Genomic DNA, 26,839 nt, shown 5'->3' with positions numbered 1-26,839 from the left:
CAACTCTCGAAGGATAGCGCCTGCGGGTCCAATAACTGCGTGTTTCCTTCAACAATGAAGGTGTGAAAGCTATGTCAACTTATCAAGTCGTTCCTATGATCTATGATTCCAAGGAACAGATTGAAGCTATTATTTTACTCGAACAACAATGTAAACAGCTTGATTCCATTCATCTGAAAGCAGACCTTGACCATATTAGTAAAAAAGACGGAGACCACGCGCTCCTCTGTTATCGCCACGGTGATTTGGTAGGACTCCTCAGTTGGTATCCATCTGACGCTGTAACCGGGAATATTAATGCCATCGTACACCCAGATTTTCGTCGCCAAGGTGTGTTCAGCAGCCTACTGAAAAGGGCCATCCTGGACATGAAACCACAAGGGATCAACCAACTCAGTTATCGCGTTCCTCAGGGATTATCTCCGGGTCTTCTTACTGCCCAATCCCTTGGAGCGATCTATGATCGTGCGGAGTACTCGATGCAACTTGTGAATGAGGTCCTTTCGGTTGTGGAGCCGCCTGAACTAACGTTGTCCGTGGCAGAAGCCGAGGATATGGAGTTTATGGTCACTTGCTCCTCCCAGGCCTTTGGAGATTCGGAGGACTGGACACGCGGGTACTTTATGCAAACAAATGAACCCAGCCGAGTCACCTATATTGCATGGCAGAATCAACTGCCTGTTGGGCTGGTACGGGTCAACTCCATTAATGCAACAACCGCATTTATTCATAACTTCTGTATCTTGCCTGCTTATCAAGGACAGAAACTGGGGCGCACTGCGCTTAGCATCCTGGTTGATCTCCTAAGGAAACAAAGTTACACAGATATTCGCCTATCCGTTGTTACCGAGAACAAACGAGCTTTGAATCTGTACCGCAGTGTTGGTTTTGAAGTGAATTCTGAGTATCACTATTTCAACGGCAATCTATAAAAGGCAGCGGAGAGAGATCGTTTTCCTCATTGGGAGACGGTCTCTCTTTTTATATATTGGAGAATTGAAAAATCAATTTATAGCCATCGAATGTATGCCCGTACATTTCCCGATAGTTACCTTTGGTATAATTAGCCACTGTTTTTCGCCAGAAAGATTGGCCAATCTTATTTTTCTCCGATGGGTTGGTGAACAACTCCCAGTTTCCTATAAACATTCCGAAGATCGTCGATGCCGCGTGTTCAGCAACGCCTACACCTCGAAACGGCTGCATCAGAAAGAAGTCATGTACAAAGTACTCCGTGCCTTGTGAGCAATATGGCGGGGTAGCCACAAATGCAAAACCTGCCGGTAGGCCATCCACAATCATCAGGAATGGGTAAAGACACTCTGGTTTTTCCCACCAAATGTTCTGCACATCATACTGATCCTGTAACGTTTTGTAATTAGGACTTGGCTCAAAAATGCCATGTTCGTTCGGGGTATGCTCTCCACCCAGACCATAATGTCCGGATAGATCATGAAGGTATAGCGGGTACATATTTTTAATCACATACGCCTCGTCTTTATTCGTTAATTTCTTCTATATTCATATTATTTATATTCACCAACCTTACCAGATGATATGAAAACTTATTTCGAGAACTCTCATCGCGCATCCTTGCACCATCAAATGAATTGTACGCGCAGTTAACCACCTCGAATATATAAAGAATCCTTAATAACCATTCTTTATTCTCACAGGAAAAAGCCACATTCGATTGCTCGAACATGGCTTCTATAATTTCATCCCTTTTTGCAATACACGATTTTCTTGATGCTATCAATGGATAAACAATATTGTTCCGCAAGCTGATCGATGGTCGTTTCCGCAGCGAAAAGCCGGCGGATCTCGTCATTCCGCTCCTGGACAACTCTTCTGATGCCCGAGTTCTCGCCCCACTTCTTGTGGGCATCCTTGGGCCTCGGAATATAGATCAAGCCACCAGAGATATGACGCTGAATTTCTTTGAGCAATTCTTCCGGGAAGATTGTATCCGCATTAATATATTTCACGTTGCTCCACTCCTTAAAAGTTAAAATCTTTAAGGTAGCAGAGTCGTACGAAGAACACATTGGATATGCACTATAGTGATATGGCGGAAATGAATTTCACGCTCTATGCAAACAACCGCCGTTGTTCATCACATGGACTCTGCATAGAGCGGGTCGTTAAACTTATTATGAATCGAATCATGGTAGCCCCCCATTCAGTAATCAAGATCAGGTTACTTAAGATGTACTCCTATATCTTCCATGTCAGAACCTTATATCCTTCTACTCGTCGATATATTGGCTAACACTCCGTTCCAGTAACTCTCTAACCTGACGCTTTAACTCAGGTGGTGAGATCACCTTCACTTCCGGCCCATAGGAGAGTAACTTTCGCGCTGTAAAAGAGAACTCCTCGGGCGGAACAAGTCCGCGCCACTCATGGCCTTCAACCGACTTGAACAACACATCTGACGCAGCAATCCTTGCTCCAAATTCCGTAAATTGCAGCACCACTTCTACGCTTGCTCTATCTTCTTTGGCATCTAGCCATGCCTTCAGACTCGGAACAGATTCATCCACCGATTCCATAACCGTCAACTGCTGCATGCGATCCACCCGATACAACAATACCCGATCCCTATTTCGGGCTGGCATGTACCAATGTCCCTGCTCATAGTAAATACCATATGGGAAGACCTGGACTTTTTTATGCCCACCTCGGGCATGATACATAAATTCGATTTCTCTCTTTTCTACCGCTGCACTCAATATCTCGGTTGTTAAAGGCTCGGAATGCCCACCGGGGTGCTGGACAAAGGTGATATGCTCTCTCATTTGCATAATCAGATCCTGTACGTCTTCGGGCAAAGTAGAGAAATACTGCTCAGCCAGATGTTCACGCATTGATCCATATGGAAAATCCGGTACTTGCTGTAGATATTCCAGCATCATAAACAACCCTAATGCCTCCTGCTGTGTCAGTTGAAGGGGTGGCAAAATCCGATTGGGCAACACCCGGTATCCTCCGTTCACGCCAACTTCTGTGTACAAAGGAAAACCCAGCGCCTGCAATGCATCCAGATCTCGCTGGATCGTACGAATCGATACGTCGAACCGTTCTGCCAGTTCCCGGGCAGTGAATTTTTGTCTGGAATCCATTAGGCGCATGATCGCCAGTTTTCGATAATTCATGTATTCAACACCCTAACTACGTCAACTTTTGTCATAGTTAAAGTGTATCATACATTTTAGAAGGGAGCGATGAACATGTCTAATAACAAAACAATTTTGTACATTGCTATGAGTTTGGATGGATATATCGCAAGACTGGATGGTTCGGTCGATTGGTTATTTGATGTGGAGGGTGATGGTGGAGATAACGGGTATGCCGCCTTCTATCAGACGATCGGTAGCCTTGTTATGGGACGTTATACGTATGAAGAGGTGCTCACACTGTCTGAAGAATTTCCCTATGCGGATCGGCCAACATATGTGCTTTCTCGGTCGGAACAGCCGCCCGCTCCGCATGTACAGTTTACAACCGAGACAGTAGATACGCTCATTCCCCGGTTAAAGCAGGATTCTGATGGAGATGTGTGGATTGTGGGTGGCGGAATACTGGTTGAAGCTGTTTTAGCAAAAAAATTACTGGATGAGATTGAAGTCGCCATCATTCCCAAAATTCTTGGTGAAGGCATCCCCTTATTCCCGACAGGCACTGTGCCAAGTCAATTCAAAATGATCCGAACCCAGACGCTCGGACAGATCATCTCGATTCGTTATGAGGTACAGAACAGCGGAACAGTGGACACACCATCGAATGTCTAGATAAGTAGAAAAGCAAAAAGACCATTCTTATGATGAAGGGACCTCATAAAGTTAGACACCATCTAACCATTGGGGTACCATTCATGAAAGAGTGGTCTTTCTATTACCATGTTTCAAGCTATCCTAGCATGCCTCGCACATATTCCGCTAACACCTCTGCCGTCCTACGGTGAGATAACTCGCCTGGATGAGTGCGCGCCCCTATGGTCTCTTCGGTTGTATCTGGAAGCTGGATAATCGTAACCTTACGATCTCCTGTCCCCTTCGTATACGTATCAACCGCACGGTAGATGGCAGGCATCATGGGAAAACCAAGCATGCCATAAGCCCATACGAGATGTGCCGCCGGATTGTTTTTCCTAAGTTTGAACAGGAACTGTTCTACCGCTTTCTCAAAAACAGCCAAATCACCTTCATGATACGTACCATCTTCGTTCAGCCGCTGCTTGTACACCTTGCCGGTGTCGGGATCTTTCCACTCAGGTGACTGAAATGCACCTCCATCATTGCTACCCAAGTTCACAACCACCACATCCGGCTGCCACGAACCAAAATCATGCGGACCTCCTGCGCCAAGCGCTTCATTACGTTCTCCGGCAAGCAGGCCACAGACCTGCTCGTAATAATAAGGAATGTTCCCCTTCGGATTGTTATCCCAGCTTGTCAGCACACCCCAGCCACTTTGCGAGATAACCCGGTATTCGGCATTCAATGCCTCTGCTGTCATAAACGTATAATTATGTATGGCGCTGAACCACATCGGAATCCAATCTTCCTCCGCTTTAGCTCCAATCGCACCTTCGCCAGATGTAATGCTGTCACCGATGAACTCGATCTTGTACGGTTTTTCCTGCACAGGCAGGAACGCTCCATCGGATTTCACCGCATGAATCTGCAAGGAGCAACCCGGGTCACCACTCATCGCTTGAACATCCTTAACGATCCGAACATTCTTCACCACATCCTCGTTCATTCCCCGGAAAATACAGACCCAGTACCTTCCCGCCGTTAACATCTGTCTGCTTACCGAAACACCGTTGATCAAAATGCTGATCCATGACTCATAGATATCATATTGGGACTCTACCTCAACCCATAGTTCGGAGCCCCGTACATTGAGTTCAACTGCACTCCCCGTCCAAAATAGTGTCAACGGCGATCGCTCACCAGTTGTTCTGCCATGCACTTTAAGATTTCCGATCTCAGGCAGAGCATATAACTTTAAATTCTCATTAGATATCACGGTGCAAACCTCCTACGTTTGGCTCAGATTATAAGCAGGCTCTCTACATGCTTCGGATATGCGCTTAACTGATATTATGCAACTTTTGAAGCGCTTCCTCTTTGTTTTTCAAAAAGAAAAAATGCTTGCCATTGTTGCACTCATAGATGAAATCTCTCAGGCTCTTGCTGTTATGTCCTTCGAAATCTCCCACAATAGCAAGCTTAACATGATAGTTCACGTATTTCTGCAAAATCTCGCCTGCAAGCTTGGTTTTCAGTTCGAAGAACTCTTCTGTGATGTTCGATTTGTCGATAATGAGTTTGTCGGCATTATCGCTATACCTTACCGAGGCCATCAAATCCAGTGCATCTTGAGCATTGTTGATGACGATGCCATTACTTTCAATAATGGCGACCTTGGAATTGCCTTGTTGATCAATAGTTATGTTCATTTCCCTTTCTCCTCTTCTGGACATCGTTTCTTTATAATATCTCGCAGTTTTATAATAAAAAGCAATAATCGTAAAGTGCGTTCAATCATTAGCGTGATTCCTTAACTTCGAGTTGTCCTTTCTTAGTAGTTATAGACTGTAATTCATATGATATAATGGGGTTATTTCCTAACTAAACTAAATCTCGTGACTTGCGAAGAAAAGAGGAGTCCATGGACACAAAGTGGCTAGAATGGGCAAAACAGATTCAAGCTATCTCACAAACAGGTTTAACCTATGCCAAGGATGTTTATGATATCGAGCGATACGAGGAATTGAGGCGCATTAGTATTGATATCTTAAGCAACTATACTTCTGTTAACAAAGAGAAAATATCACTTACATTTGCAAGTGATTCAGGTTACGCAACGCCTAAAGTCGATATTCGCGGTGTTGTTTTCAGGGAAAACAAAGTGCTTTTGGTTCGAGAGAAAATAGATGGCGCATGGGCATTACCAGGGGGATGGAGTGACATCGGCCTATCACCATCAGAAGTAGCTGTGAAAGAAATTAAAGAAGAATCCGGTTTTGATGTTGTGCCGATGCGGTTATTAGCAGTATTGGACAAAAAATTCCATGGACACCCACCTGAGCCTTATCACGTATATAAGATGTTTATCCGCTGTGACATTGTGGGAGGGCATGCGGAAACAGGTGTAGAAACCAGCGCAGTTGATTTTTTTGCTATCGACGCTTTACCTGAATTATCATTGGAAAGAAATACGCTGGAACAAATTAAAATCATATTCGAATTTCTTGAACAACCAGATAAAGAAGTCATTCTGGATTAAAATAATAACCCCTTCAGCTTCCCGTTCCTAAGCCCATCATACCTGATGTCTTTAGTGCACGGTCTGCCGTGAGGGGATGTTGCTTCGAAACCCGATCCGCCAACACCGGGGGCGAAGACAGTTAAATGCGGGAATAGGTTGAAAACTGCTGGAGCACCCTGCCTACATTGGTTCGCAATAGACCGATGCCCGTCTTTGGTGAAGTGACCTCGACACCGCCGATGGTCACCTTCCCGGGTTTTCATATCCTCCAACAGACAGAGGCATATGATGCCTCAATTATTCATCTTTTCAAGCGTCTCCATGTAGAACACATGCAGGAACTTTTTGATATTAACCTTGCCTTTGTCACCTGCCTGATCTTCTTCCATGGCTCTCATCTTCATTCGAACATCCTGGAAGTCGAAGTAGAGGGGAGCATAATGTTCAAACTTGTGGTTGCTATAATCGGTGAGTCCAATCGAGGCCATGTTCTTCAGTGCGGCAATTACCGTTCTGCGAATGCGCTGTTCCATCGCCTTGCTCTCTTTCTCCACATCTTTGGGCGTAGACTTGTACGTCTGAGCCACCGCTTCATAGGACTCCTTCAAGGGTGGCCACTCCCCGGCACGCTTCTGTTCAATCGCATACTCCATGAGAGCCACAATATCCTTGCTACCACTTTCTCCGATGATCCCCAGATCCATTAGAATGCTTCTTGCCGCATATCGCACCGTACGACCTTGGGCAGGGGCCGGCGCTTCCACCAGCTTCAATCGAGCCATCGACTGCTTGATCTCCAGCACGTATCGTTCGTACTTCCACTGTTCATTCACTTTGCTGAGCACATGCTCCACTTCCACCCGATTAATCGGTTTATGAATGAAGAATTCAATGCCGTTTTGGTAGGCCTCCCCTACCATCTCTTTGTTCTCTACCTGAGAGATCATGATGAATTTCCCGGTATAACCGTTGTGCTTCAGTTTCGCTACCGTCTCAATTCCGTCCTGATCCGGCATCAGCAGATCAATCAGCACCACATCGGGACGCAGATCCATGATCTTCCGTGCTCCTTCTATGCCGCCCTCCGCCATGCCTGCAAGCTCGCCGATTCCACAGGATTCAATGATATCATGCAGCATGCTCCGGCTCACCACATCATCATCCACGATCATGATAGAAAGTGTCATCGACATCGGCCCCCTTGATTAAATTCATTTTGGGAATAGCTATAGCAAATGTTGTCCCTGGCTCTCCTGGAGGCGCCGATTGCACTTTAATCTGTCCCGCCAACGACTGAACGATATCACGTACATGGGACAGGCCAATGCCCGTCGCGGCAATGCCAACTTCATTGAACTTTGTTGTATAGCCTGGTTCGAAGATAACATCCCGTTTGGCTTCAGGTACGCCTTTCCCAGAATCCATCACGACGAAATGAACGTCATCTTCCTGCTCATACACACGAATTCGGACCGTTCCATCACGCTCAATCGCCTCCACCGCATTGGCAATCAGGTTGTTTATTACCGTAAGAAGAGGAATGTAATACGGAGACTCACAATCATACTGTTGCTCGATGTCAATCTCGACCTGCTTATGCAGCATTTCACTATATTTTCGGTTTGCTTTACTGGCAAAGTTAAGCACTTCGGATAAGCTCATGTTAACCGCTTTTTCGTTATCATACAGCTTCAGCAGACCCGCCAAAATGCGTTGTGAATCCTTCTTCACTTCATGAATCTGCTGAGCGATGCCCAGGGTGCGCTGACTGTATTGATTCATGTCCTGCTCCCGGAGATCGCGATATAGATCATAGCTGTCTGCCGTAATGCCTTCGATCGTATTCATCGCTTTCTTCAGGTAAAAGACCTCGCTATACAGACCCGAGTTCACACTCAGCATCTGCTCCATCCGCTTCTCCTGCTCTGCATGTAAAAGCCGCATCTGCCTCACCGCAATGCTGTTATATAGCCCAATCACAAAATAACTTCGCAGACCGCCTACCACAAGCAGATACAACCATTCCTTCATATAAAAGATATTGGTCCCGCTTAACATTCCGCGAAAAAGCAGCTCAACAAGATTAGAGGAGAAATCGATACATGTGATTAACCCGCCGAGCAGAAGAGGCTGCATCTCATGGAATCGATGCTTGAATTTGCTAAGCCCATAGGCAAAGACAACATAATACACGCCTGCCCCCAGATTGTCCCGCATGCTTTCAAGAATGGACACGGTCTGTACATGATTGATGAGATCTGCCGACTGAAACAGCAAATTCGCGATGCCTGTCAGAATTCCTGTCTTCACATAAGACAAGTGTGGCATGATCATCAGCAGAAATAAAAGGATGCTAACCCCCAGCCCGATTCGGAAGTAATCTTCCCGGAACGGATTTATCTTGAATTGCGCCCCTACCGCAGTGGTAAAGGCAATGGCCGTCATCTGCACATTCTCATTTTTGACCCAATTGCGCATCGATCTCTTCACCCACTATAACAACGTTTAGCGCCCAATGCCGGAACCCGCGCTTCTAATGTTAAATATACTAACATATGAAAGAAGCATTAGAAATAATTAAAATTAGGGAGTGAACACGCAAGCAGAACAAAAAGGCCGGAAGTCTTCACTTCTGCGGCCTTTTCCTTATATCTCATCCGGAATATCAAATGAAACCATCGTTCCTTCACCCGGTTCACTTACGATGGATAATCCCTGACCATACCGTTGCAGCAATCTGCGGTTTGTATTCACAATGCCTATTCCACCTTTTCCACCTGGCGTAGCATGTAGCAGTTCTGCAACCTTCTCCGGTTCGATGCCTTTACCATTATCCTTCACCTCAATACGGGTATAACCCTCATGACGAGTGATGGATAGGCATAATGTACCGCCTACATTGCGGCTTAATAGTCCGTGTCTGACGGCATTTTCAATCAAAGGCTGGATCGATAGCGGCGGGAGAAGCAACGGAAGGTCCGGCTCTATGTTTAATACCACCGACAATCGATCTTCAAATCGTGTTTTTTCAATAAAAAGATAGGCTTCAACGAGTTCCAGCTCGTATGATAATTTCACCAGTTCCCCTGTATTGAGATAGTTGAAGCTGATCCGTAAATAGGATGAAAAAGCATCGCCAAGCTTCCGCATATGCTCTGTATCAATATCACTTAAAACCATAAGTGAATTCAGTGTATTAAACAGGAAGTGAGGCTGAATCTGAGCCTGTAAATAAGCAGCCTCCATGCGCAGGCGCTCTTGGATAGACTGATTTAGCATGGTCAATGCACGTATCCGATATTTCAGTTCCACCGCATCTACAGGCTTCGTGACATAATCATTGGCCCCCGATGCAAACCCCGTGTAGATATCTGGCGGCTGACTTCGTGCCGTCAACAGCAGCACAGGAAGCTCCGACATCGAGAATTGTTCCCTCACCTTCTGGGTTAACTCATATCCGGACATATTGGGCATCATCACATCTGTAATGAGCAGATCCCACTGACGTGTGCCGAGCAATTCCATCGCTTCCTGACCCGAACCTGCTGTAGTTATATCGTATGGTTCCGTCGAAAGGATGCTGACCAGCACATCCAGATTAACCGGATCATCATCGACAGCCAGAATGGTAGCTCTCCCCTCTTTTAACAACGGAGCCATCTCTGCTGTCGCCAAGGCTTCCGCGTCCCCCATACCTGGGCGGGGTAGCAGGAATCCGCTAGGTGCATCTTCCATCATCTCGGCGGCCTGTTCCCATATCAGGGGAAGTTGTGACTGAGCCTGATCGGCGTCTTCATCCACGAGTGGCAGATCGAAGCTGAATACCGAGCCCTTTCCGAGTTCCGAGCGAACCGTAAGTGCCCCGCCGTGCAGTTCTACGAGCTCTTTGCAGATGTTCAGTCCAAGCCCGATGCCTTGTCCATCACTGATTCCATACGACCCTTGTTCATACGGGAGGAAAATACGCATCCGTGTATCCTCATCCATGCCAATGCCCGTATCCGTCACATGAATCAGAGCATGTCCTTCACGAATTTCGGCACTTACAGATATCGTTCCTTCCTCTGTATGTTTAAGCGCGTTATGCAGTAGATTATAAAAAATCTGAACAAGCCTTTCTTCATCAGCCATGACCTGAGGGAACAATTCCGGAATCTCCATATGAAGGCGGACTGGTTTTCGTTCTGCCATGAACTGCAGCATGGCGATAACGCCAGGCACAACCGACTGTATGGAAAGAGGCCCCTGACGTAACTCAATTCGGTGCTCCTTCAGCCGAACTACATCCAGTAGATCACCAAGGAGATGTGACATCCGTCGACCGATCGTAATCAGCAACTCCATATCCTCCAGGCTCCGTTCATCCAACCGGTTTTTCTCTCGGGTGATCACGTTGTGAGCGATGTTAATGATCCCGTGCAGCGGGGTCCGCAGTTCATGTGATGTATTCGCCAAGAATTGATCTTTAATTTTGTCACCCTTCTGCAGTTCTGTATTCAGCTTCATATTCTCTTTGGCATTCCTGAAGTATTTCTTGAACCAATAGGCGGAGAAGCCGGTAATGGCAAAGATAATGTCAATAGGATAATAGACTGTTGTCACATCTCTGGCTGTCTCGGCCACACTCCACAACAGGTTGGATGTAATACCTCCTGCAGTAAGCAGCAGAAAAACAATATCCCGGTCCGACTGTTTCCTGAAGATCATCGTTCCAACGATATATAGAAACCAGATCAGGGATAGAAGAAAGAATAGGTTAATGACGTTGTAATAGATCATGGCATATGTAATATGAATGGGCACCACCACAATCACGGCCGTATAGATCAAGGTCATGACAACATGCCACTTTAGCCATGCCTTTCGTACATGAACCACCGTTAATCTCTGGAATAACAGAAGGATACAAGCATTTTGCAGTAACAATGAGATCAATCGAATTTTAATGCCCCAAGTATAATTAATTGGAAGCCATAACATCAATATATTGTCATGACCCATCGTAACCGTGATGCCAACAGATAAAGTTAATACGGCTCCAACCAGCAAGGAACGTTCCTGTCGATTAAATGCGTAAAGAATACAGGCATATATGCCGTGGAGGAGCAGAACCAGAAAGGTGAGCATCTGAAAACCAATGGAATACCAACGCGAAAAATCAACGGCTGCCTGTGAACCGAAGCGAACAGGTTTGCTAATTCCGCCCATATACGGACTGTCGTAATTGGCTACACGGACCAATAGTTCAATGGAGGTTGTTCCTTCCTGATCATAGGTCGCTGTATATGAAGTGCTTCTGGGTATATATGTACTGCTATCCGCGGAGATCTCACCCATGCCCCCGTCGTTGTATCCATTCATCTCAACCTCGGATGAACTTCGGATTCCCTTGAACCAGAAGGTAACAGGAGTCTGAAGTGGATCTGTTAAAATGCGCAATCGATACGTTCCGTATCCGAAAGAATTCTCTTGTTCCTGACTCTGTGCACTCCCCCAGTCCCCAGGGACCTGGACAGCCTTCGCGCCGCCACACCCCTCTTCGCAATATCTTGTTGGGTCAGCAACTCATCCGGGTATATTTCCCATTCCCCATTCAAGTACATGACAGGGGACTGATCCAGATCCACACCTCTCAAATCCAGCACCCCGTTAACGGCGCGATGCTCATCTACTGTGTTGAATAACTCTGACCATACCGAGCGCATGCCAATTAACACTCCAAAAATGATTAGCACAATGAACAAATATTTGTAACGGTCCATACGTTTCGTTTGAGTTAATTTCATTAATTATTTTTTCATGACTTTGGTTAAACCGAGCTTCCAGTCCTGATACCATTCGGTAATGTCCTCACTGATCGGTATCTCCAAATCTTGCTCCATTCTGGTGGTTAAGAGACGATATTGCTCCTCCACACCGAGATCGTTGTGCATTTCATCATATAACTTCATTAGCATAAAATAACTTTCTTCTTCATCCGGAAGCATATGCTGGATACGTTGTGTACTCTCGACCAATTTCTCCGCCAGCCCATGCTGCTGGTAATACAGACTTAGTTGTCTCATATGATACAGCCACAGATAGCGTAATCTTTCCCGCTCAGGTTCAGCCCACATGTATTCATAATTGCCAAGATAGGTACCCTTATATAGATGAAGCGCTTGCTCATAGGCATGAACGGTACTTGCGTCTACGACTTTCCATTGCCTGATTTCCCGTTCCCACTGCTCACTATCCAACTGAGCCTCACCCAATTCGAGTCGATAGCCTGCCTCCAGGTGTCCACTCTGAATCGTGATCATATTCATATTGCAAGTTTTCAGGGTTTGGCGGACATGATAAATCGCAGTGTAGAGTTGGTGTGCCGTCTTCTCCTCTTCCATTCCCGGCCACAGAAGCTCCAGCAGAACACTGCGATGGATGACCTGGTTCCGGTGGTGAAGCAAGTATGCAAACAGCTCCTGCGCCTTGCTTGTACGCCATTTGGCAGCCTGGATATCCTTTCCTGGAAGCTTAAACTGAATCTGATTAAAACAGCAAATTAAAGGTACGTTTGTATCCTTTGACCGCTGCTCCAGTTTCACGCTCAATTTCTCTCTTACGCGGCTTACCGTCTGCTTCAATCGATCCTTTTGGATGGGCTTCATCACATAATCCAAAGCCTGTAGTTCGAAAGCATGCACCGCATATTGATCGTAACTGGTCACAAATATAATTTCGGTGCCCGGTGTTGCTGCCTGAATCTGTCTTCCCAGATCCATCCCATCCATCTCCGGCATATGAATATCCAGAAAAACAACATCAGGACGGTGCTCCACAATACCCGCCACAGCCTCTGTTGGATTCATATATGTAGCAATAATTTCAATGCCGCTTACTTCTTTTTCTAGTGATTTTTGAAGGCCTATCAACGCTAGACGTTCGTCGTCAACCAATATCACTTTCACAGGAGCTTCCTCCTCGACCCTGAGGCCTTGAGATTTATTTTCACTATTATATCATAGGCATTTTAAGTATTTAGCGTTCTTGGTTATCCATTTTTAATTTTTAGCAATTTAATTGTATAATACTAAATAGAAGACAGGTTATCAGATCCGGTCTTGGAAGAGAGGAAGGTACCATATGTCAGATTCGAATCAAAGCTTTGGGCAAGCCCTTGTCAAATCATTAGTGGGGGAACGCGGTCATATCCGCATCGCCCGTGCTCTACCCGATATCGATGTCACACTTGCTGCTCGTACGCACGATACCATGCCATATACGATCTATCAGTTGGTGAAGCACATGCATTATTGGCAGCAATTCATGCTCGATCACTTGGAAGGACGCAAACCACAGCTCCCTGCTAACGTGAGTGAGAGCTGGCCTGAGGAGAAGGGTCCACAGGACGAAGCCACGTGGAAGGTAGATATTCAGGCATTCTTGGATGGGGTTGATCAAGCCGTAGCCATTGCAGAAACTGCACAATTAGATGATTCACTGCTCTATTTCCCGGGTGAAACTAAAGCAGGACTTTTGCGCAATATCGCATCCCATAACTCGTACCATCTGGGTGAGATTGTTCTGCTGCGTCGCTTCTACGGCGCATGGCCGCCTCCAGGTGGCGGATATCCGGCGTAAAGCATATTTACAACAGATCTATTGGACGAATATACAGACACATCTAAGCTGTGAAAGGACGATTGTTCCTTTTGCAGCTTCTTGTGGTTATAGGCAAGTAACTTCCATTGAAGTGCCAATTGTAACGCTCATATCCTGTACCAGGCTCATATATTACTTCAAGGTGCGTATATGACTTTGAGGTGCGTACTTCTCATCCCTCTTTTTCTGACCCACAATATGAACAGAAGAAGAGAGGAGCATGTCCATTGAAACCTGAACAATCCGTTACCCGTCATACCGCACTTGTCATTGGTGCTGGAGGCGTCATTGGAGGAAACCTTATTGATTATCTGATGACACTTCCGCAATGGAATGTCATTGGTGTATCTCGCCGCGGAGGGGAAGATGCCCCTGGGTTGCGTTATATATCAGCTGATTTACTGAACGAAGCAGACACACAAGACAAACTGAGTCATTTAACGACCGTTACGCATATTTTCTACGCCGCGTATCAGGATCGCCCAACTTGGGCCGAGTTGGTACAGCCCAACCTGGCCATGCTCGTCAATGTGGTGAATACCATCGAACCGATCGCTCCAAATCTCCAACATATTAGCCTAATGCAAGGTTATAAAGTGTACGGTGCACATCTGGGGCCATTCAAAACACCTGCCAAAGAAACGGACGCATATCATATGCCCCCCGAATTCAATGTCGATCAGCAACGGTTTCTCGAGGATCGGCAACCCGGAAGCAGCTGGACCTGGTCAGCTCTGCGCCCTTCTGTGGTATGCGGATTCGCCCTGGGTAATCCAATGAACCTTGCCATGGTTATTGGCGTGTATGCGTCTATCTCCAAGGAGCTTAGCTTGCCATTACGATTCCCCGGGAAACCAGGAGCGTATCATTCGCTTCTTGAAATGACTGATGCAACATTGCTGGCTCATGCAACCGTATGGGCAGCAACCGATCCGCGATGTGCCAATCAGGCATTTAATATCACTAATGGCGATCTGTTTCGCTGGAATGAGCTATGGCCCAGAATCGCTGCGTTTTTCGAACTGGAAACAGCCCCTCCACTGCCCCTTTCACTTGCAACAGTGATGGCAGATAAAGAAAATCTTTGGAATTCAATGATTGAAAAGTATGGTTTGGTAAACACCCCTTATGACGATGTCTCTTCCTGGGCATTTGGTGACTTTGTCTTCTCGTGGGATTACGATTTCTTCGCGGATGGTTCCAAAGCTCGCCGCTTCGGATTCCATGATTTCATCGACACTGAGACTATGTTTATGGATATTTTCAGAAATCTGCGTGATCGTAAGATCCTTCCGTAAAGTAGATAAAATGCATAATAAGCCGATTCCTGAATTGCAGAATCGGCTTATATAAGTACCTCAACGGTCAGTAGTAGTTGACGGCTTAAACAGAATTTTCCCTCGATCTCCATATACGTTCTCCACATGTATATCGCCCCACCTACACATCAGATGAAGAATCTCTTTAAGACTCCATCCATACGCTGTTAACTCATACTCCACTTTAGGCGGAACCTGGTGATGGGAAATACGGACAATGATCCCCGCCTCCGTTAGTTCACCAAGTTGCTGAGTCAACACTTTCTGGGTGATCGCAGGGATCAGTTTCATCAGCTCACCATTACGTTTCTTGCCAAAGGTAAGATGGAATAGAATAACAGGCTTCCACTTTCCCCCGATTACTTCAAGAAAAGCTTCAACTGCGGTGTTATATACTTTGAGCGGTTCCTCCATATCACCTTCTGTCTCCCTTCCACACAACAGTTTAAAGAATCTATGTCGAGTTTTTAGACTTCTGGAGTCATCAGCCCTTGGATAAACGTCTCAAAGTTCGGTGCCAGCGGAAGGATCTCTTTGGGATTCTCCCTCTTCACATAAACGACCTCAGGTTCTCCATCATTACCGAATGAACGATAATCGAGCATGACAACCCCCGACTCCGAAGGAGATACCGCGATGACCACACCAATCTCCGGATAACCTTCACGTTCAATCAAAGTCCAGCTGCCTTGGGCACCAGCTAACGTGCGAGGCTTCTCACGGCCAATGCCCAATATACCTTCAATTTCAACATAATCCGTAGCTCCCGTATCTGTATTCGCTACAGGGAAATAACGATTGTACGGAATGCCACCGTTATGCAGCTTCATCATCTCAATGTAGGAGGCAGGGAGTCGGAACACCAATTGCTCCTCCACAGACTCAATGAGACCATCACTCGGCGGATTGGACACATAGTGCTCCAGTGCCTGCTCACTATCGTTCCAGAATTCGCCGGATTCCGGTCTGGGAACCGCTTCAAAGGTCGCTACAACGTCAACGGGTACACGGAATTCTTCAACAGCCTCTGGATCCGTTTCAACTTCAGGTTCAGATTCGGACGGCTCCTCCATTTTGCTTCGAATCCATCCCAGAAACTCCAGCGTATCTTCATCCTCAGGGTCCAATTCATCCGCTCTTTCAAACGCCTGCAGCGCATGCGCATATTGCTCCAGGTAATAATAAGCCAGTCCAATCCGATAATGCCAAAGTGGGTCACCTGTGCCCTCTTTAGCAACCGTCAGGAATTGTTCAACCGCTTCTTCATACTGTTCCAAGTTATTCAGCGCCCGTCCCAGATGGTTAACCAGCTCATAATCTCTTTCTTCCACAGGAATCGCTTGAATTGCATCTACAATTTCCTGAAATTCATCTTCTTCATGCCACTCTTGCAATTGAACCAACAGATCGTCTCTCATTCTCTTTTCCTCCCCGTTCATTCACTCATGATTACGTATTGAAAATTATACCACTATCTGGATCACCATCTCCAGCAAAGCAAGATCCTTAGGGATATCATGAATCGATATCTTTTCATTTCGGGTGACAAAGCTAAAAAAGGTAACCAGAACCCGGTTAAGAAAACCAGGCAGGCTACCTCCTTTATTCCTTCCACTATATTGAATTCTTAATTCAATTCAGCAACTCAACACAATCGTAGACCCAACCTGCACTTAACCAGTTACCCAAGTCACTGGAACCGCTGATTGGCGTAATCGTAATGGTATTGGAACCATTCACGAAGTAGGATGATGGAACATTCCAGCTAAAGGTTGTGTTGTTCCCACGATACGTACCAATGGTGAAGCTACGAGAATTGGGCTGTGAAGATGCAGCAGGATTGGTTAAAGCATGTCCATTAACCGTTACACTAGGTCTGCCATTATTGTAAGCTGCGGTAATACCGATGTTGAGCGTATGAGAAGATGCCGCTTGAGATGCATTCAAATTAAACGTTATTGTGGTTGGAGAATTCTGACCACGGAACTGGATTGCCGGGAATCGATTGGTCGCGCTACCGGTAGCATAGGTGACAGGTCCCCAGCTTGGGTTGCGACTATCGGATGGGTGACGAATCGGAATCGTCTGTCCATTCAGGAGCTCCCGTGGCGTACCATCCCAATTACCGATTCGCCAGATGTTAGAGGCTTTACTTGGGTCATTGTTGATCGTACGTGTATTCAGTGTCGTCGTTTGTCCTGCCGTGACATTAACCGTTTCCGTATATACGGCCAGTTCTCCCTTATAGGCTGTCATAGTGTACGTGCCCGGGATCATACTGTATTTGGCGGCGGCCCCACTTGAAGACGTACCCACCCAATACTGGGCATTGCTATTGGCGAACCCAATTGTGTAAGCATACCCTGTATCCATCCCAGAGAGACCATTAAGCACAACGTTCCCCCGACTGGATACCCAACCCTGCAGATTCAGACCTGACATCCAGCTGAAGTCGGGTACACTCGGCGTACCGCCCGTTGTGAAGATTAAAGCGTATGGTCCATGCAGACCCAAGCGCCAATTCTCCGTCTGTGCATGTCCCGAGTTCATATAGTTATATACTTCCGTCTCTGTTCCACTTTGAAACTGGATATCACGGAAGAATGGACCACCCGAGCTTTTTTCCCGATTGCCGTAGGCCATAAATACACCGACGCCATTCCCCGTAACTCCACGAACGGATAAGTCTTTGGCCTGATCATTACCATAATATTTGGAGGCCGACTGTCCATTTGCAAACCCGAACACATCCTGACTTTCAATCGCTCCAGTGTTGCCCCGATTATTTGAATTCGCCGGAACACCTGTCAACACACTACCATTACCGCGGAAAATGTATCGCAGCTCCCCGATCGAAGGTTGAGCCGTGATATGCGTTGCCATGTATATGATGTTCTCGCCACCACGCGAAGCATAATAGTGAGTTAGTGTGCTTGTGGATACCGTGATTAACACAGTTGATCCTGAAGGAGAGGTATTCCACGTCACATTGGCGGAGGAGCCCAAACCTGAGCCGATATGCGATCCTCTATTGCTGTTCAGCTCCGTACCGTTCATTTTGGCTGAGATAATATCCCCATTGGTTTTGTTCACCACATAGACTAATCCTGATCCGGTGTTTACTTCAATTCTGGAGCCGTTATCGGTCACATTAATGGTTGCCGCGTGTCCGGTAGATGCAGGGTATACAACAGCTGTTGCGATCATAACGATGACTAAAAACAAGCCAAGCGCCTTTCTCACTATACTTTTGGTCATGAGTAAATCCCTCCTTGGAACTCACTTAATAAAGCGCTTACATTATAATGTATAATAACTGACACTTCCGTCTCATATCGATATGTCTGCTATGTGAGCCTGTCCATAATCAATGGAATGTTATGTCTGCGTGCCTATAGAATAGAGTCATCACTTCATGTAAACCTGATCTCGCCACCCCCTTTTTAAATCACTCTTCTACATACAAGTATTCTTACAATTCCAATAAAATAATACCATTATATTACATATATTTGCAATGAAAACGGCCCGTATATCTGATTGCAAATTCTGCATACAAAAAACGCAGCTTCAAAAAGCTGCGCCCGCAGATATCAAACTAGAGACGTATCATCTCTTCCGAATAGGTATCCATATCTCACTTCTATATTGCTCTACAGTAACATCCTTGTGCTCATTCCATAGCATTTCCGGACCCTCACTCAGCTCATAGTCCGATGAGGGAAACCACTCTGCGTAGATCCGGCCCCACACCTCCTGAAGCGTGCTTGGAAACGGACCCACGACGGTAAATACAGCCCACGTTGAAGCAGGAACCTCCAGCTGTTCCAGTCCTTCAGGCGTATCTTTTGTCGTAGCTGCGCCAATGTAATGATCCAGTTCTCCCTGTTCCGCCATCCGCCCCTCACTGAAATGGGCTGAAGCACTGATCAAGCCCAGAGGCTGGACGTTCGATGCCCCCTTGATCGTATCAATCAATTCCGGTGTGAGACTCTGGTACATCGCAGCGATCTCCGGATTTACCCCGTTGAATACGATCGGCACCCTTTTACGAATACCCACGATTCGAAACGCCTCTTTATCTTCAATACGGTAGTTCATTTCGCTTCCTCCTTGAATGGTTAGTTGAAATGTCATCCGTGGGAAGGCTTTAAGGGATGGACCATGGTTTCGCGCTTCGGAGGGCGTAGTGCCATGCATGCTTTGAAAAGCACGCGAGAAAGAATCCGGCGATGTATACCCGTACTTTAGCGCAATATCAATGATTTTGCTGTCACTGTGGCTTAACTCCATGGCTGCAAGTGTCAAGCGGCGACGTCGAATATATTCCGATAGTGTTACACCACTAAGAAAAGAGAACATGCGTGTAAAATGATACTCCGTGCAGCAGGCAATCCGCGAAATCTCCTTCATGTCCACGACGTCCATCAGATGCTCCTCAATATAATTCAAGGCTTCATTTAACCGCCTCAGCGTATCCATATCATCCCTCCCACGTTAATTCAAGCTTAGCAAAGTCATTCTCTTTGCATCCGACATTACCTGCACCATTCTGTAGGCTCTTTGCACCCAAACCAGAAAAAAGAGCAGCATCAGCTACTCTTTTCTAACCTTGATATTCACATATCACCAGTAGTCAAGTCAAACAGGTCAAACTAGATACTCCGCCATAATCTGCTCGATATCGTACGGTGTAACACCTTGATCGACCGAATAGATTGTATCCGCCTGATCTATTGTATCCACCAGCTCTCCTCTAGCTTTGGCATGGAGCATGAACAAGTCATGCAGATCAGGTTTGCGTAAAGTCGTTAGTGCTTTACCCATCAGCACGATACCTTTCTGATTCCCCTCTACGTTATTGTAGTAGTCTGGATATCTGGTCAGCGCCAGGTCTGTCCAGATGACGGTGCGTTCGACCAGATCCATAATGACAGGGATCGCAATCTGCGTATCCGCGGTAATATCGATTTTGTTCGCTACGGTAGACGGTTCGAAAATCTCTCCAGACCCCGGCTTCTTCCGCATCATCCACCCTACAAAACATTCCGGCAGATCACAATACGGATGACTGGTGAACGAAAGCAGGGTTGCCACCACATATCGTCCACCATAGGCCACGATGGATGGAATATGCAGATCAATGAACTCACTTGCTCCGTTAGGTGCAGTCACGATATCTCCGCTATGGACAGCCTTATAGTTAGAAGATCGCAGATTCGTATAGGAAATATGCTCCACATAGTTCCAGTCCTTATCGTACATCACCGCAGACAAGTCAATGTCCACGCGCCCTGTAGACTTTCCATCCACGTCCCCCTCTTTCCACCAGTTGAAGAAACGAATGGTATCACCCTCTGCCATAGGCACACGGCTTCCACGAACGATGGTATGCAGAGCCTTACTTGCCGATCTCTGGGAAAAAGGTACCAGATAATCATGAAGCTGTGGATCGACATAGGTCTTCCCAAGCGTGGGAAGGGTTGCGAAGCGCTCTACCAGTGCCCGCTCGCACAATTGCACGACATCACGACACGTGGCTTCATCGATGTCTGGCAGCTCATTCGGAACAGCAAAAGCTTTGGCTACATTGCCCTTCGGGAAGAAGACACGCAGATCCTGCGGTTCATTACGGCGGGCAAAATGCTGTCGCACCTGCAACAATACCAGGGTAGATACCTGTGGTATAACTTCACCAAATGCCAGCAGTACATACGCTTCATCTTCGGTCATCCGCAGCAAGTGATCCAGTCTTCTGGCGAATTCACCTGGACGCTGTGACAACAGATCGATCAGACTCCAGACATTCCGATATTGGAAGGCAAGCTCCACACTTCCGTTGAAGGTCGAATACGGCTTATTATTACGCAAAATATCAAAGGCTTCTTCGCATCGCGGATACCGAAGCTTATATTCCGAAGGATGAAGAATTTCGCTAAGGCGAATCCAGCGATCCTTATATCGCAGCATATCCTCCGTGATGGAGCCACATTGCTCCAGCAATCCGAGCAAAAGGCGTCTCTCACGCCGTTTGAATTTTCGGAAGGGAGTAGCCGCTGCGAGGCTGACATCACCATTGGACCAGGCAACAGCCAGACGCAGGACATCACTTGCCGTTTTGAAATACGGACCGATTCGATCAATGTTCGCCTTCTCATGCTTCAACAGCGAGGCGACCACAAAGCCCACATTTTCTTTGAACGGAATCTCAGCGGGTAATAGCGCATCCACGTCTTCCGGGTCTGCATGCTCCAATACCGTGTCGATATCTGCCTTGTCTGTTTCCGAGATGGAACCTTTTGCTTCAATGATCTGACGGATGAGCGTCTGGAATGCTTGCTGGTTTCCCAAACCAATGACTTTCAAGTCCGTCTTCTCCAGCAAAGGCATTCTTTCCACAGATTGTTGATCCGGATAGACCACAGTCAGGTTGGTCAGATAATGAATAATCGCATTGAGATATAACTCAGCCTCATCCGCTTGCATCACCTGCATTGGGAATCCTGCATACATCGGTGTGTAATTCACATGTGCGCCGACCATGACTCTTAGATCAGCCACGAGTTGATGATACACTGTTTCAAATTGTTCCTTGGACAGCTGCCGCATCGCCTGCATTAGCTCATCCGAGAAGGTGTATCCAAGTGCTTCAATATTTTTGAGGGCAGTCGCCAGATATGTCTTCGGCAACTGTTGTTCCCCTTCGTTTGTTTCAATAATGAGTTTGTTTGCTCTGCGCAAATAGATTGTATTGTTCATGATAAAAGAGTCCAGGAAAGCCACATCCCTATATAACGTGAAAGGTTAGGGTTAGAAGGAAGGAATGTGATAGCCTGGACGCCTCCTCTCTGAAATAAATCTTCAGGAGAGCTGCGACCCTATGATCTCCAATGATTGTAGAAGGAAGGATCGCAATAGCCTGAAGGCCAGCAGTTCAAAGTTTGTCACCCGAACCTCTGGTGAACCCATCATCTCAGATTCCACGATCTTCCAACAGGGCGAAAGTATTACGACATGAATTTAAGAATTTAATGAAAATAGAAAAAAGCCTTTGCTGACCCCCAATGTCAGCAAAGGCTTTTCCATATCGATCTGTTTACTTGTCAATCAAGTTTGTTACTTTCAACATTCTTGCTATCAATGCAGTGACCTCAGCACGGGTCATCGTGGTCTTCGGACTCAGCACCTCTGGCCCATTACCTTGGATGATTCCGGCTGCAATCAACTGGGCTACATCTTCTTTTGCCCAATTCGATATATCGGCTGCATCACTGTAACGTTCCAGTTCAGAGTTCATCTGATCCGGGCTGATTGCTGCTTCCGATTCAATCAGACGGTAGGCACGAGCAACCATGGCAAATCCTTGCTCACGTGTGATCTCCTGATTACCGTAGAAGTTCCCATTATCGTAACCGCGAACGATACCGAATTCATTTGCAAGGGCTACCGCAGAGCGGAACCATGCGGAATCGTTAACGTCAGGGAATAGATTCTGTGGTGCATCCTGACGCATTAAGCCCAGTCCAAGCACAACAATCTCGGCAAACTCGGAACGAGTAACCTGACGGTTCGGTGAGAATGTGTTATCTCCGTTACCTTGCAGATCTAATCTCGCAGCGATGTTGTTCACATCAGTTTTACCCCAATGGGATCTGGCATCTTCAAAATCCTGCGGGTTCCAGATAACCGAGTAACTTCCGCTGCTACGCAAGTCATTAATGAGTGCATAGTAACGACTATCGATCTTCGTGACAACCGTTGGTACATGGAAGATGCTACCGTCCGGGTTAATGATCACGCCTGTGGTAATCCGGTTCGGATCGATACCTTCCGGAAGCGCAATATACTTCGGTGCATAACCGTTCAGTTGCCCGGATCGAACTGTCTTTCCATCTTTCGTAAAGGTGAGATCCAGATCAACCGGACTCACCAACAGCTCGTACCCTTCCGTTGCAGCCTTGCTTTTTGCGCTACTGATCAAAGCGTCCGATGAGCGGGCAATGTCGACTCGTACAGCAATATCTTTCATGGCAACATTGCCCAGCTGTTTGGATACACCATTCAGGTCCATTTTGCCACCAGGTACCGGATAGATCGCTAACGGATTGCTAATGTTCAGTTTGGAACCTTGGTCCACTAATTGTTTCAGTGTTTCGAGGGTTAAACCGTCCACCTTCATATCCCCATTATTCGGTGAATGAATGGCAAACTGCTGTCCTGTGCCTTGTGACATGGCAACATTCAGCTTGGCTGGATCAACCTGAACCAACGTTTCTTTGTTGTTAGATGGTTTGGATGTAGCAAATGGTTGATGGCTACCATCCCGAGTTGTTTCCAAATTATCCTTCACGGGTGCCGGAGTTGGCGTTGGTACTGGCGCAGGTGTAGGTGCTGGTGTGCTTCCACCGTTACCTCCTGTATTCCCGCCGCCATTGTTGCCTCCACCATTGTTACCATTGTCACTGGATGCTCTGGTGATAACAGTGGTGTACTCCGTCTGCAAACCATTCGTATCTGTAACTCTAATGACAATTGTGTTTGAACCTACCTTAAGTGCAAGATCATCGCTACTATTGCCACTCTCCACTTCCTTCCAGATTCCATCATGCAAAATCTCAATTTTGTCTGCAGAATCAGGAGCAGTCGGATAAATACGTAGATTGTACACATCATTGGTTACCGTTGCTGCGTAGTTGAATTGGTTTGGATCAAATGCCTGGTTCAACGCAATATTTTTCCCAAATGAATCGGTCAGACTGAGCTGTATCAGTGCTTCTTTTACAACAGCAAATGTTTTCGTTTTCGTAACGGAACGTCCTCCGTCCACTGCTGTTACCTCAACGGTATAAGTGCCGGGTGCCAGATCTTCATCTAGATGATAGGACCAGTTTGGGTCCCCAGCACTCCAGGTTAAACTTCCTGCAACATCAACTACATTTCCATCCGCATCTTTCAACACTGCACTCAGCGTATCTGTATCCGTATGGACCGTACCCGAAACCGCTGGCTTCTTATCTGAAGTACTCCCTGATGGTTCAGTAATCTTCAGCGCGCTCGCGAATGGGTCTTCCAAATCGAATTGGAAATCATGAACCAATGTCCCTTCTGCTCCCTCGCCTTTTAGATAGCCAGATGTTCCATTGTAAGCAACGTTAACCTTCTCATCACTTGATAATTTAACCGATTCGGGCAAGGTCAAAATCAATTTTGTAGGATCAGATCCATCGATGACAGCTCCGACAACTTCTACGGTTTGCCCACCTACCGTAACTGTAAATGCACTACTTAGATCCACTTCAGAAACTACTTCGATACTTTTATCAAAATGAATGGATATCGTGCTTTCGCCCTCGATGAAGCTACCGCTGTCCGCTTTGGGTTGATTCTTGACCAATCCATCGATTGCGTTATCCAATACACTTAACAGGTCATTTACATGGGTCTGTGTTACCAAAGGATTGCTCAAAAGTGTCTGTGCCTCTTGGACTTTGGTTTGCAATGCATTCCATGAGTCAGTCGTGTAATCACCATTCGATAAAGCTAAGGCTTCTTTCACTTTTTTCGCTAATGGCGTTGTATTGACTGCATGAATAGCCTGATCGAATTCATCAACCTTGAGTCCGGTTAACGCGTCTCTCAACGTTCCACTACCGTCATAGTTAATTGTAATTTCTTCTCCCGATTCAAGCTGAGCTTCCGTCAGAGGGATGGAAATCGTAGATCCATTAGCTATAAATTGACTCAGACTATCATACACGGTACCTCCAATTGTGACGGTGAAGCCCTTCAAATCATCCGAATTCACGTCACGATTGAAGGTTAGATTCAAAGTTCCATCGTCATTGACTTGCGATGTTAGCAAGTGAGCATCTTTAGGTTCCGGATAAGCAGCTGCAAACGTGAAGTAAGAACCGTCCGCAAAGTTGGAACTGTTTAATGTAACCTTTCCATCCGTTACTGGATAAAAGGTATCATTGTTGTCAAAAGAGTCATCTTGGCTAAGAATGATGTAGCTTGGTTTTAAGCCTTCAGCATCATCCACTTGAAGTGTGATATCTTGATCATTCCAGTTTGTTTTGTCCACCTGATACGAACGATCCATGATCTTTACACGAAAGCCATCTTTCACGATGGGTGCACTTACATAAGATACGGTATCGTTCGCGCTCTTGTCTGCAAACATAAAGAAGGAGTTGTTATCCATCGTATTCTCATTGTCGACATTATCTGAATGAATCGTATCTCCAAGAGCAATGGCTACATTTGAGCCGACTCCTTGTGACTTGGATTGTTTCTGGTTCTGGGCACCTAAGTCATCACGGCCAATCCCGGTAATGCGATTCTTGTAATCTGCCTGGTTCGACGAATTCCAGAAAACAGTACCTTCTTCTCCGTTCCAATCACTGGAAACATAGTTGTCTGCCAGAGTGATTCCGTATTTTAACCCCAAGTAACTGTACACTTTAGTTCTTTCAACGTCCTGTAACTCGCGATTATATAATATCGTTTCCGATATTAGTCCATTAAACCTTCGATTATGCCCTGCTCCGAAGTAGTAACCCGTAGCACTCGTGGCACTATTAAAGCTCGCTGTTCCTGCAGTTGTTTTATCGATTAACTTCGTATGATTTAAATACATCCCAAAGTAATCCTCAGTGCGAAGTACATTGAAAATATCTGCTTGCCCTAACTGATACGGGTTACCTGCATTATTTCGAATCAATTCGTCGTTCCCTGCATTGCCAAATGAAGATCTGATTACACTTGTACTGTACGTGTCGGTGCTTCCTTGGCCGCCAAAATGCCATGGGAAACCATTCGCAGCAGCTCCTTGAATGGAAAATGCCTCACGAGCGACATCCGTTGTATGGAAAGGCGCCCTGACATAGTATCCTTTGTTACCATCAATTAATATACCGCTGTTAAAGTTAATGGCGCCTGTAACTAAGGTATTAGGATTTACGATACTCCATACATTATCATGTTCTACATTGGGGTCCAGATCTACCAGATCGGTCAAAGAAGTAATTTTACTGCCGTCAGCTGCCAGATTCATACTTCGCTCAACATCAATCCATGATATGAGTCCGTCGCTTACACCACCCGGATATCCCCCTGCGGTAATCGCGGTACTGTTGGATGCAGGATTTTCAGTATCTGCATGAGCTTCTATGGCTGGAAACAAAATTGGTGTAGGCAATATACTCGCAACCATCACCAAAGAAAGCACCCTTGACCATACTCTTGTCATTTTGCTGTTGTGCAAATTCTTATTGTTCTTCAAACACTTGTCACACCTTTCGATTATATCTAATTTTGTAAATTCTCTTCTCATAATCCCTTTCAGGATGTCTGATTTACTAGATTGTGTTAATTTTGAAATGCTTCACCGCTTATTTTACACTGAGCCTCTTACCAAACTCTTACCAAGCTATACGATAATGAATACAATCGATAGAAAGGAGGATATGGGGGTGGATAATCTTTGAACATATCCTCTAGCAGGAGACAAGTAGAGTTCAGTACTCCAACGTCAGTTCAAAAAATAAAAAGCCTTTGCCGACCCCCAATGTCAGCAAAGGCTTTTCGTTTTAAAT

Annotated in this window: 21 protein-coding genes; 5 read left to right on the top strand and 16 right to left on the bottom strand. The window is 46.1% G+C overall.

The window, feature by feature from the left end; all coding sequences use genetic code 11:
- Window positions 1–71 precede the first annotated feature (71 nt).
- Entirely contained in the window at window positions 72–932 is an 861-nt protein-coding gene (locus tag QF041_RS21290; protein WP_307415564.1) for a GNAT family N-acetyltransferase, read from the top strand.
- A gap of 49 nt (window positions 933–981) precedes the next feature.
- Here QF041_RS21290 and QF041_RS21285 read toward each other — a convergent pair whose 3' ends face one another.
- From QF041_RS21285 to QF041_RS21275, 3 genes are all read right to left on the bottom strand, one after another.
- Entirely contained in the window at window positions 982–1,485 is a 504-nt protein-coding gene (locus tag QF041_RS21285; protein ID WP_307415563.1) for a hypothetical protein, read from the bottom strand.
- Window positions 1,486–1,718: 233 nt separating this feature from the next.
- On the bottom strand, window positions 1,719–1,988 hold the full coding sequence (locus QF041_RS21280; protein ID WP_307415562.1) for a CD3324 family protein: 270 nt from the start codon (window positions 1,986–1,988) through the stop codon (window positions 1,719–1,721).
- A gap of 261 nt (window positions 1,989–2,249) precedes the next feature.
- Window positions 2,250–3,158 carry a helix-turn-helix transcriptional regulator gene (locus QF041_RS21275; RefSeq protein WP_307415561.1) on the bottom strand — a complete coding sequence of 303 codons (909 nt, stop codon included), beginning with the start codon at window positions 3,156–3,158 and terminating at the stop codon, window positions 2,250–2,252.
- Window positions 3,159–3,227: 69 nt separating this feature from the next.
- On the opposite strand from QF041_RS21275, the gene QF041_RS21270 reads away from it, so the two are divergent.
- Window positions 3,228–3,794, top strand: coding sequence for a dihydrofolate reductase family protein (locus QF041_RS21270; protein WP_307415560.1), 567 nt, complete (start codon window positions 3,228–3,230; stop codon window positions 3,792–3,794).
- A 118-nt stretch (window positions 3,795–3,912) separates the two neighbouring features.
- Here the strand turns inward: QF041_RS21270 and QF041_RS21265 are convergent, their stop codons facing one another.
- Complete coding sequence (locus QF041_RS21265; RefSeq protein ID WP_307415559.1) at window positions 3,913–5,037, bottom strand: SGNH/GDSL hydrolase family protein; 1,125 nt, start codon at window positions 5,035–5,037, stop codon at window positions 3,913–3,915.
- A 64-nt stretch (window positions 5,038–5,101) separates the two neighbouring features.
- Window positions 5,102–5,470, bottom strand: coding sequence for a DUF4180 domain-containing protein (locus tag QF041_RS21260; protein WP_307415558.1), 369 nt, complete (start codon window positions 5,468–5,470; stop codon window positions 5,102–5,104).
- A gap of 212 nt (window positions 5,471–5,682) precedes the next feature.
- On the opposite strand from QF041_RS21260, the gene QF041_RS21255 reads away from it, so the two are divergent.
- Window positions 5,683–6,300: an NUDIX hydrolase gene (locus QF041_RS21255; protein ID WP_307415557.1), complete on the top strand. Its 618-nt coding sequence runs from the start codon at window positions 5,683–5,685 to the stop codon at window positions 6,298–6,300.
- A gap of 275 nt (window positions 6,301–6,575) precedes the next feature.
- On the opposite strand, the gene QF041_RS21250 is transcribed toward QF041_RS21255, so the two are convergent.
- From QF041_RS21250 to QF041_RS21230, 5 genes are all read right to left on the bottom strand, one after another.
- Window positions 6,576–7,469, bottom strand: coding sequence for a response regulator (locus QF041_RS21250; protein WP_307415556.1), 894 nt, complete (start codon window positions 7,467–7,469; stop codon window positions 6,576–6,578).
- Window positions 7,441–8,760: an ATP-binding protein gene (locus QF041_RS21245; RefSeq protein WP_307415555.1), complete on the bottom strand. Its 1,320-nt coding sequence runs from the start codon at window positions 8,758–8,760 to the stop codon at window positions 7,441–7,443. The genes QF041_RS21250 and QF041_RS21245 overlap by 29 nt, the downstream gene beginning before the upstream one ends.
- Before the next feature lie 168 nt (window positions 8,761–8,928).
- Complete coding sequence (locus QF041_RS21240) at window positions 8,929–11,721, bottom strand: hybrid sensor histidine kinase/response regulator (protein ID WP_307415554.1); 2,793 nt, start codon at window positions 11,719–11,721, stop codon at window positions 8,929–8,931.
- Window positions 11,709–12,068, bottom strand: a complete 360-nt coding sequence (locus QF041_RS21235; protein WP_307415552.1) for a hypothetical protein — start codon at window positions 12,066–12,068, stop codon at window positions 11,709–11,711. Before QF041_RS21235 ends, QF041_RS21240 begins: the two co-directional genes overlap by 13 nt.
- A 3-nt stretch (window positions 12,069–12,071) precedes the next feature.
- A complete protein-coding gene (locus tag QF041_RS21230; RefSeq protein ID WP_307415551.1) occupies window positions 12,072–13,229 on the bottom strand; it encodes a response regulator in 1,158 nt (385 codons plus the stop codon).
- A gap of 175 nt (window positions 13,230–13,404) precedes the next feature.
- Here QF041_RS21230 and QF041_RS21225 point away from each other — a divergent pair, with 175 nt between their 5' ends.
- The gene (locus QF041_RS21225) at window positions 13,405–13,902 is read left to right on the top strand and encodes a DinB family protein (RefSeq protein ID WP_307415550.1); all 498 of its coding nucleotides are present in this window, start codon (window positions 13,405–13,407) and stop codon (window positions 13,900–13,902) included.
- Between the two features lie 248 nt (window positions 13,903–14,150).
- Window positions 14,151–15,221: an SDR family oxidoreductase gene (locus QF041_RS21220; RefSeq protein WP_307415549.1), complete on the top strand. Its 1,071-nt coding sequence runs from the start codon at window positions 14,151–14,153 to the stop codon at window positions 15,219–15,221.
- 60 nt (window positions 15,222–15,281) lie between these two features.
- Here QF041_RS21220 and QF041_RS21215 read toward each other — a convergent pair whose 3' ends face one another.
- From QF041_RS21215 to QF041_RS21190, 6 genes are all read right to left on the bottom strand, one after another.
- Window positions 15,282–15,656, bottom strand: coding sequence for a winged helix-turn-helix transcriptional regulator (locus QF041_RS21215; protein ID WP_307415548.1), 375 nt, complete (start codon window positions 15,654–15,656; stop codon window positions 15,282–15,284).
- A gap of 53 nt (window positions 15,657–15,709) precedes the next feature.
- Entirely contained in the window at window positions 15,710–16,660 is a 951-nt protein-coding gene (locus QF041_RS21210) for an SMI1/KNR4 family protein (protein ID WP_307415547.1), read from the bottom strand.
- Between the two features lie 214 nt (window positions 16,661–16,874).
- Window positions 16,875–18,500 carry a rhamnogalacturonan lyase B N-terminal domain-containing protein gene (locus tag QF041_RS21205; protein WP_307415546.1) on the bottom strand — a complete coding sequence of 542 codons (1,626 nt, stop codon included), beginning with the start codon at window positions 18,498–18,500 and terminating at the stop codon, window positions 16,875–16,877.
- A gap of 351 nt (window positions 18,501–18,851) precedes the next feature.
- On the bottom strand, window positions 18,852–19,724 hold the full coding sequence (locus QF041_RS21200) for an AraC family transcriptional regulator (protein WP_307415545.1): 873 nt from the start codon (window positions 19,722–19,724) through the stop codon (window positions 18,852–18,854).
- Window positions 19,725–19,892: 168 nt separating this feature from the next.
- The gene (locus QF041_RS21195; protein WP_307415544.1) at window positions 19,893–22,001 is read right to left on the bottom strand and encodes a TerD family protein; all 2,109 of its coding nucleotides are present in this window, start codon (window positions 21,999–22,001) and stop codon (window positions 19,893–19,895) included.
- Window positions 22,002–22,338: 337 nt separating this feature from the next.
- A complete protein-coding gene (locus QF041_RS21190) occupies window positions 22,339–26,526 on the bottom strand; it encodes a DUF8202 domain-containing protein (RefSeq protein ID WP_307415543.1) in 4,188 nt (1,395 codons plus the stop codon).
- Window positions 26,527–26,839 lie beyond the last annotated feature (313 nt).

The sequence above is a fragment of the Paenibacillus sp. W2I17 genome (assembly GCF_030815985.1).
Classification (GTDB): domain Bacteria; phylum Bacillota; class Bacilli; order Paenibacillales; family Paenibacillaceae; genus Paenibacillus.
Note: the sequence above shows the minus strand (reverse complement) of the source record. Positions and strands in the feature narration are given on the sequence as shown.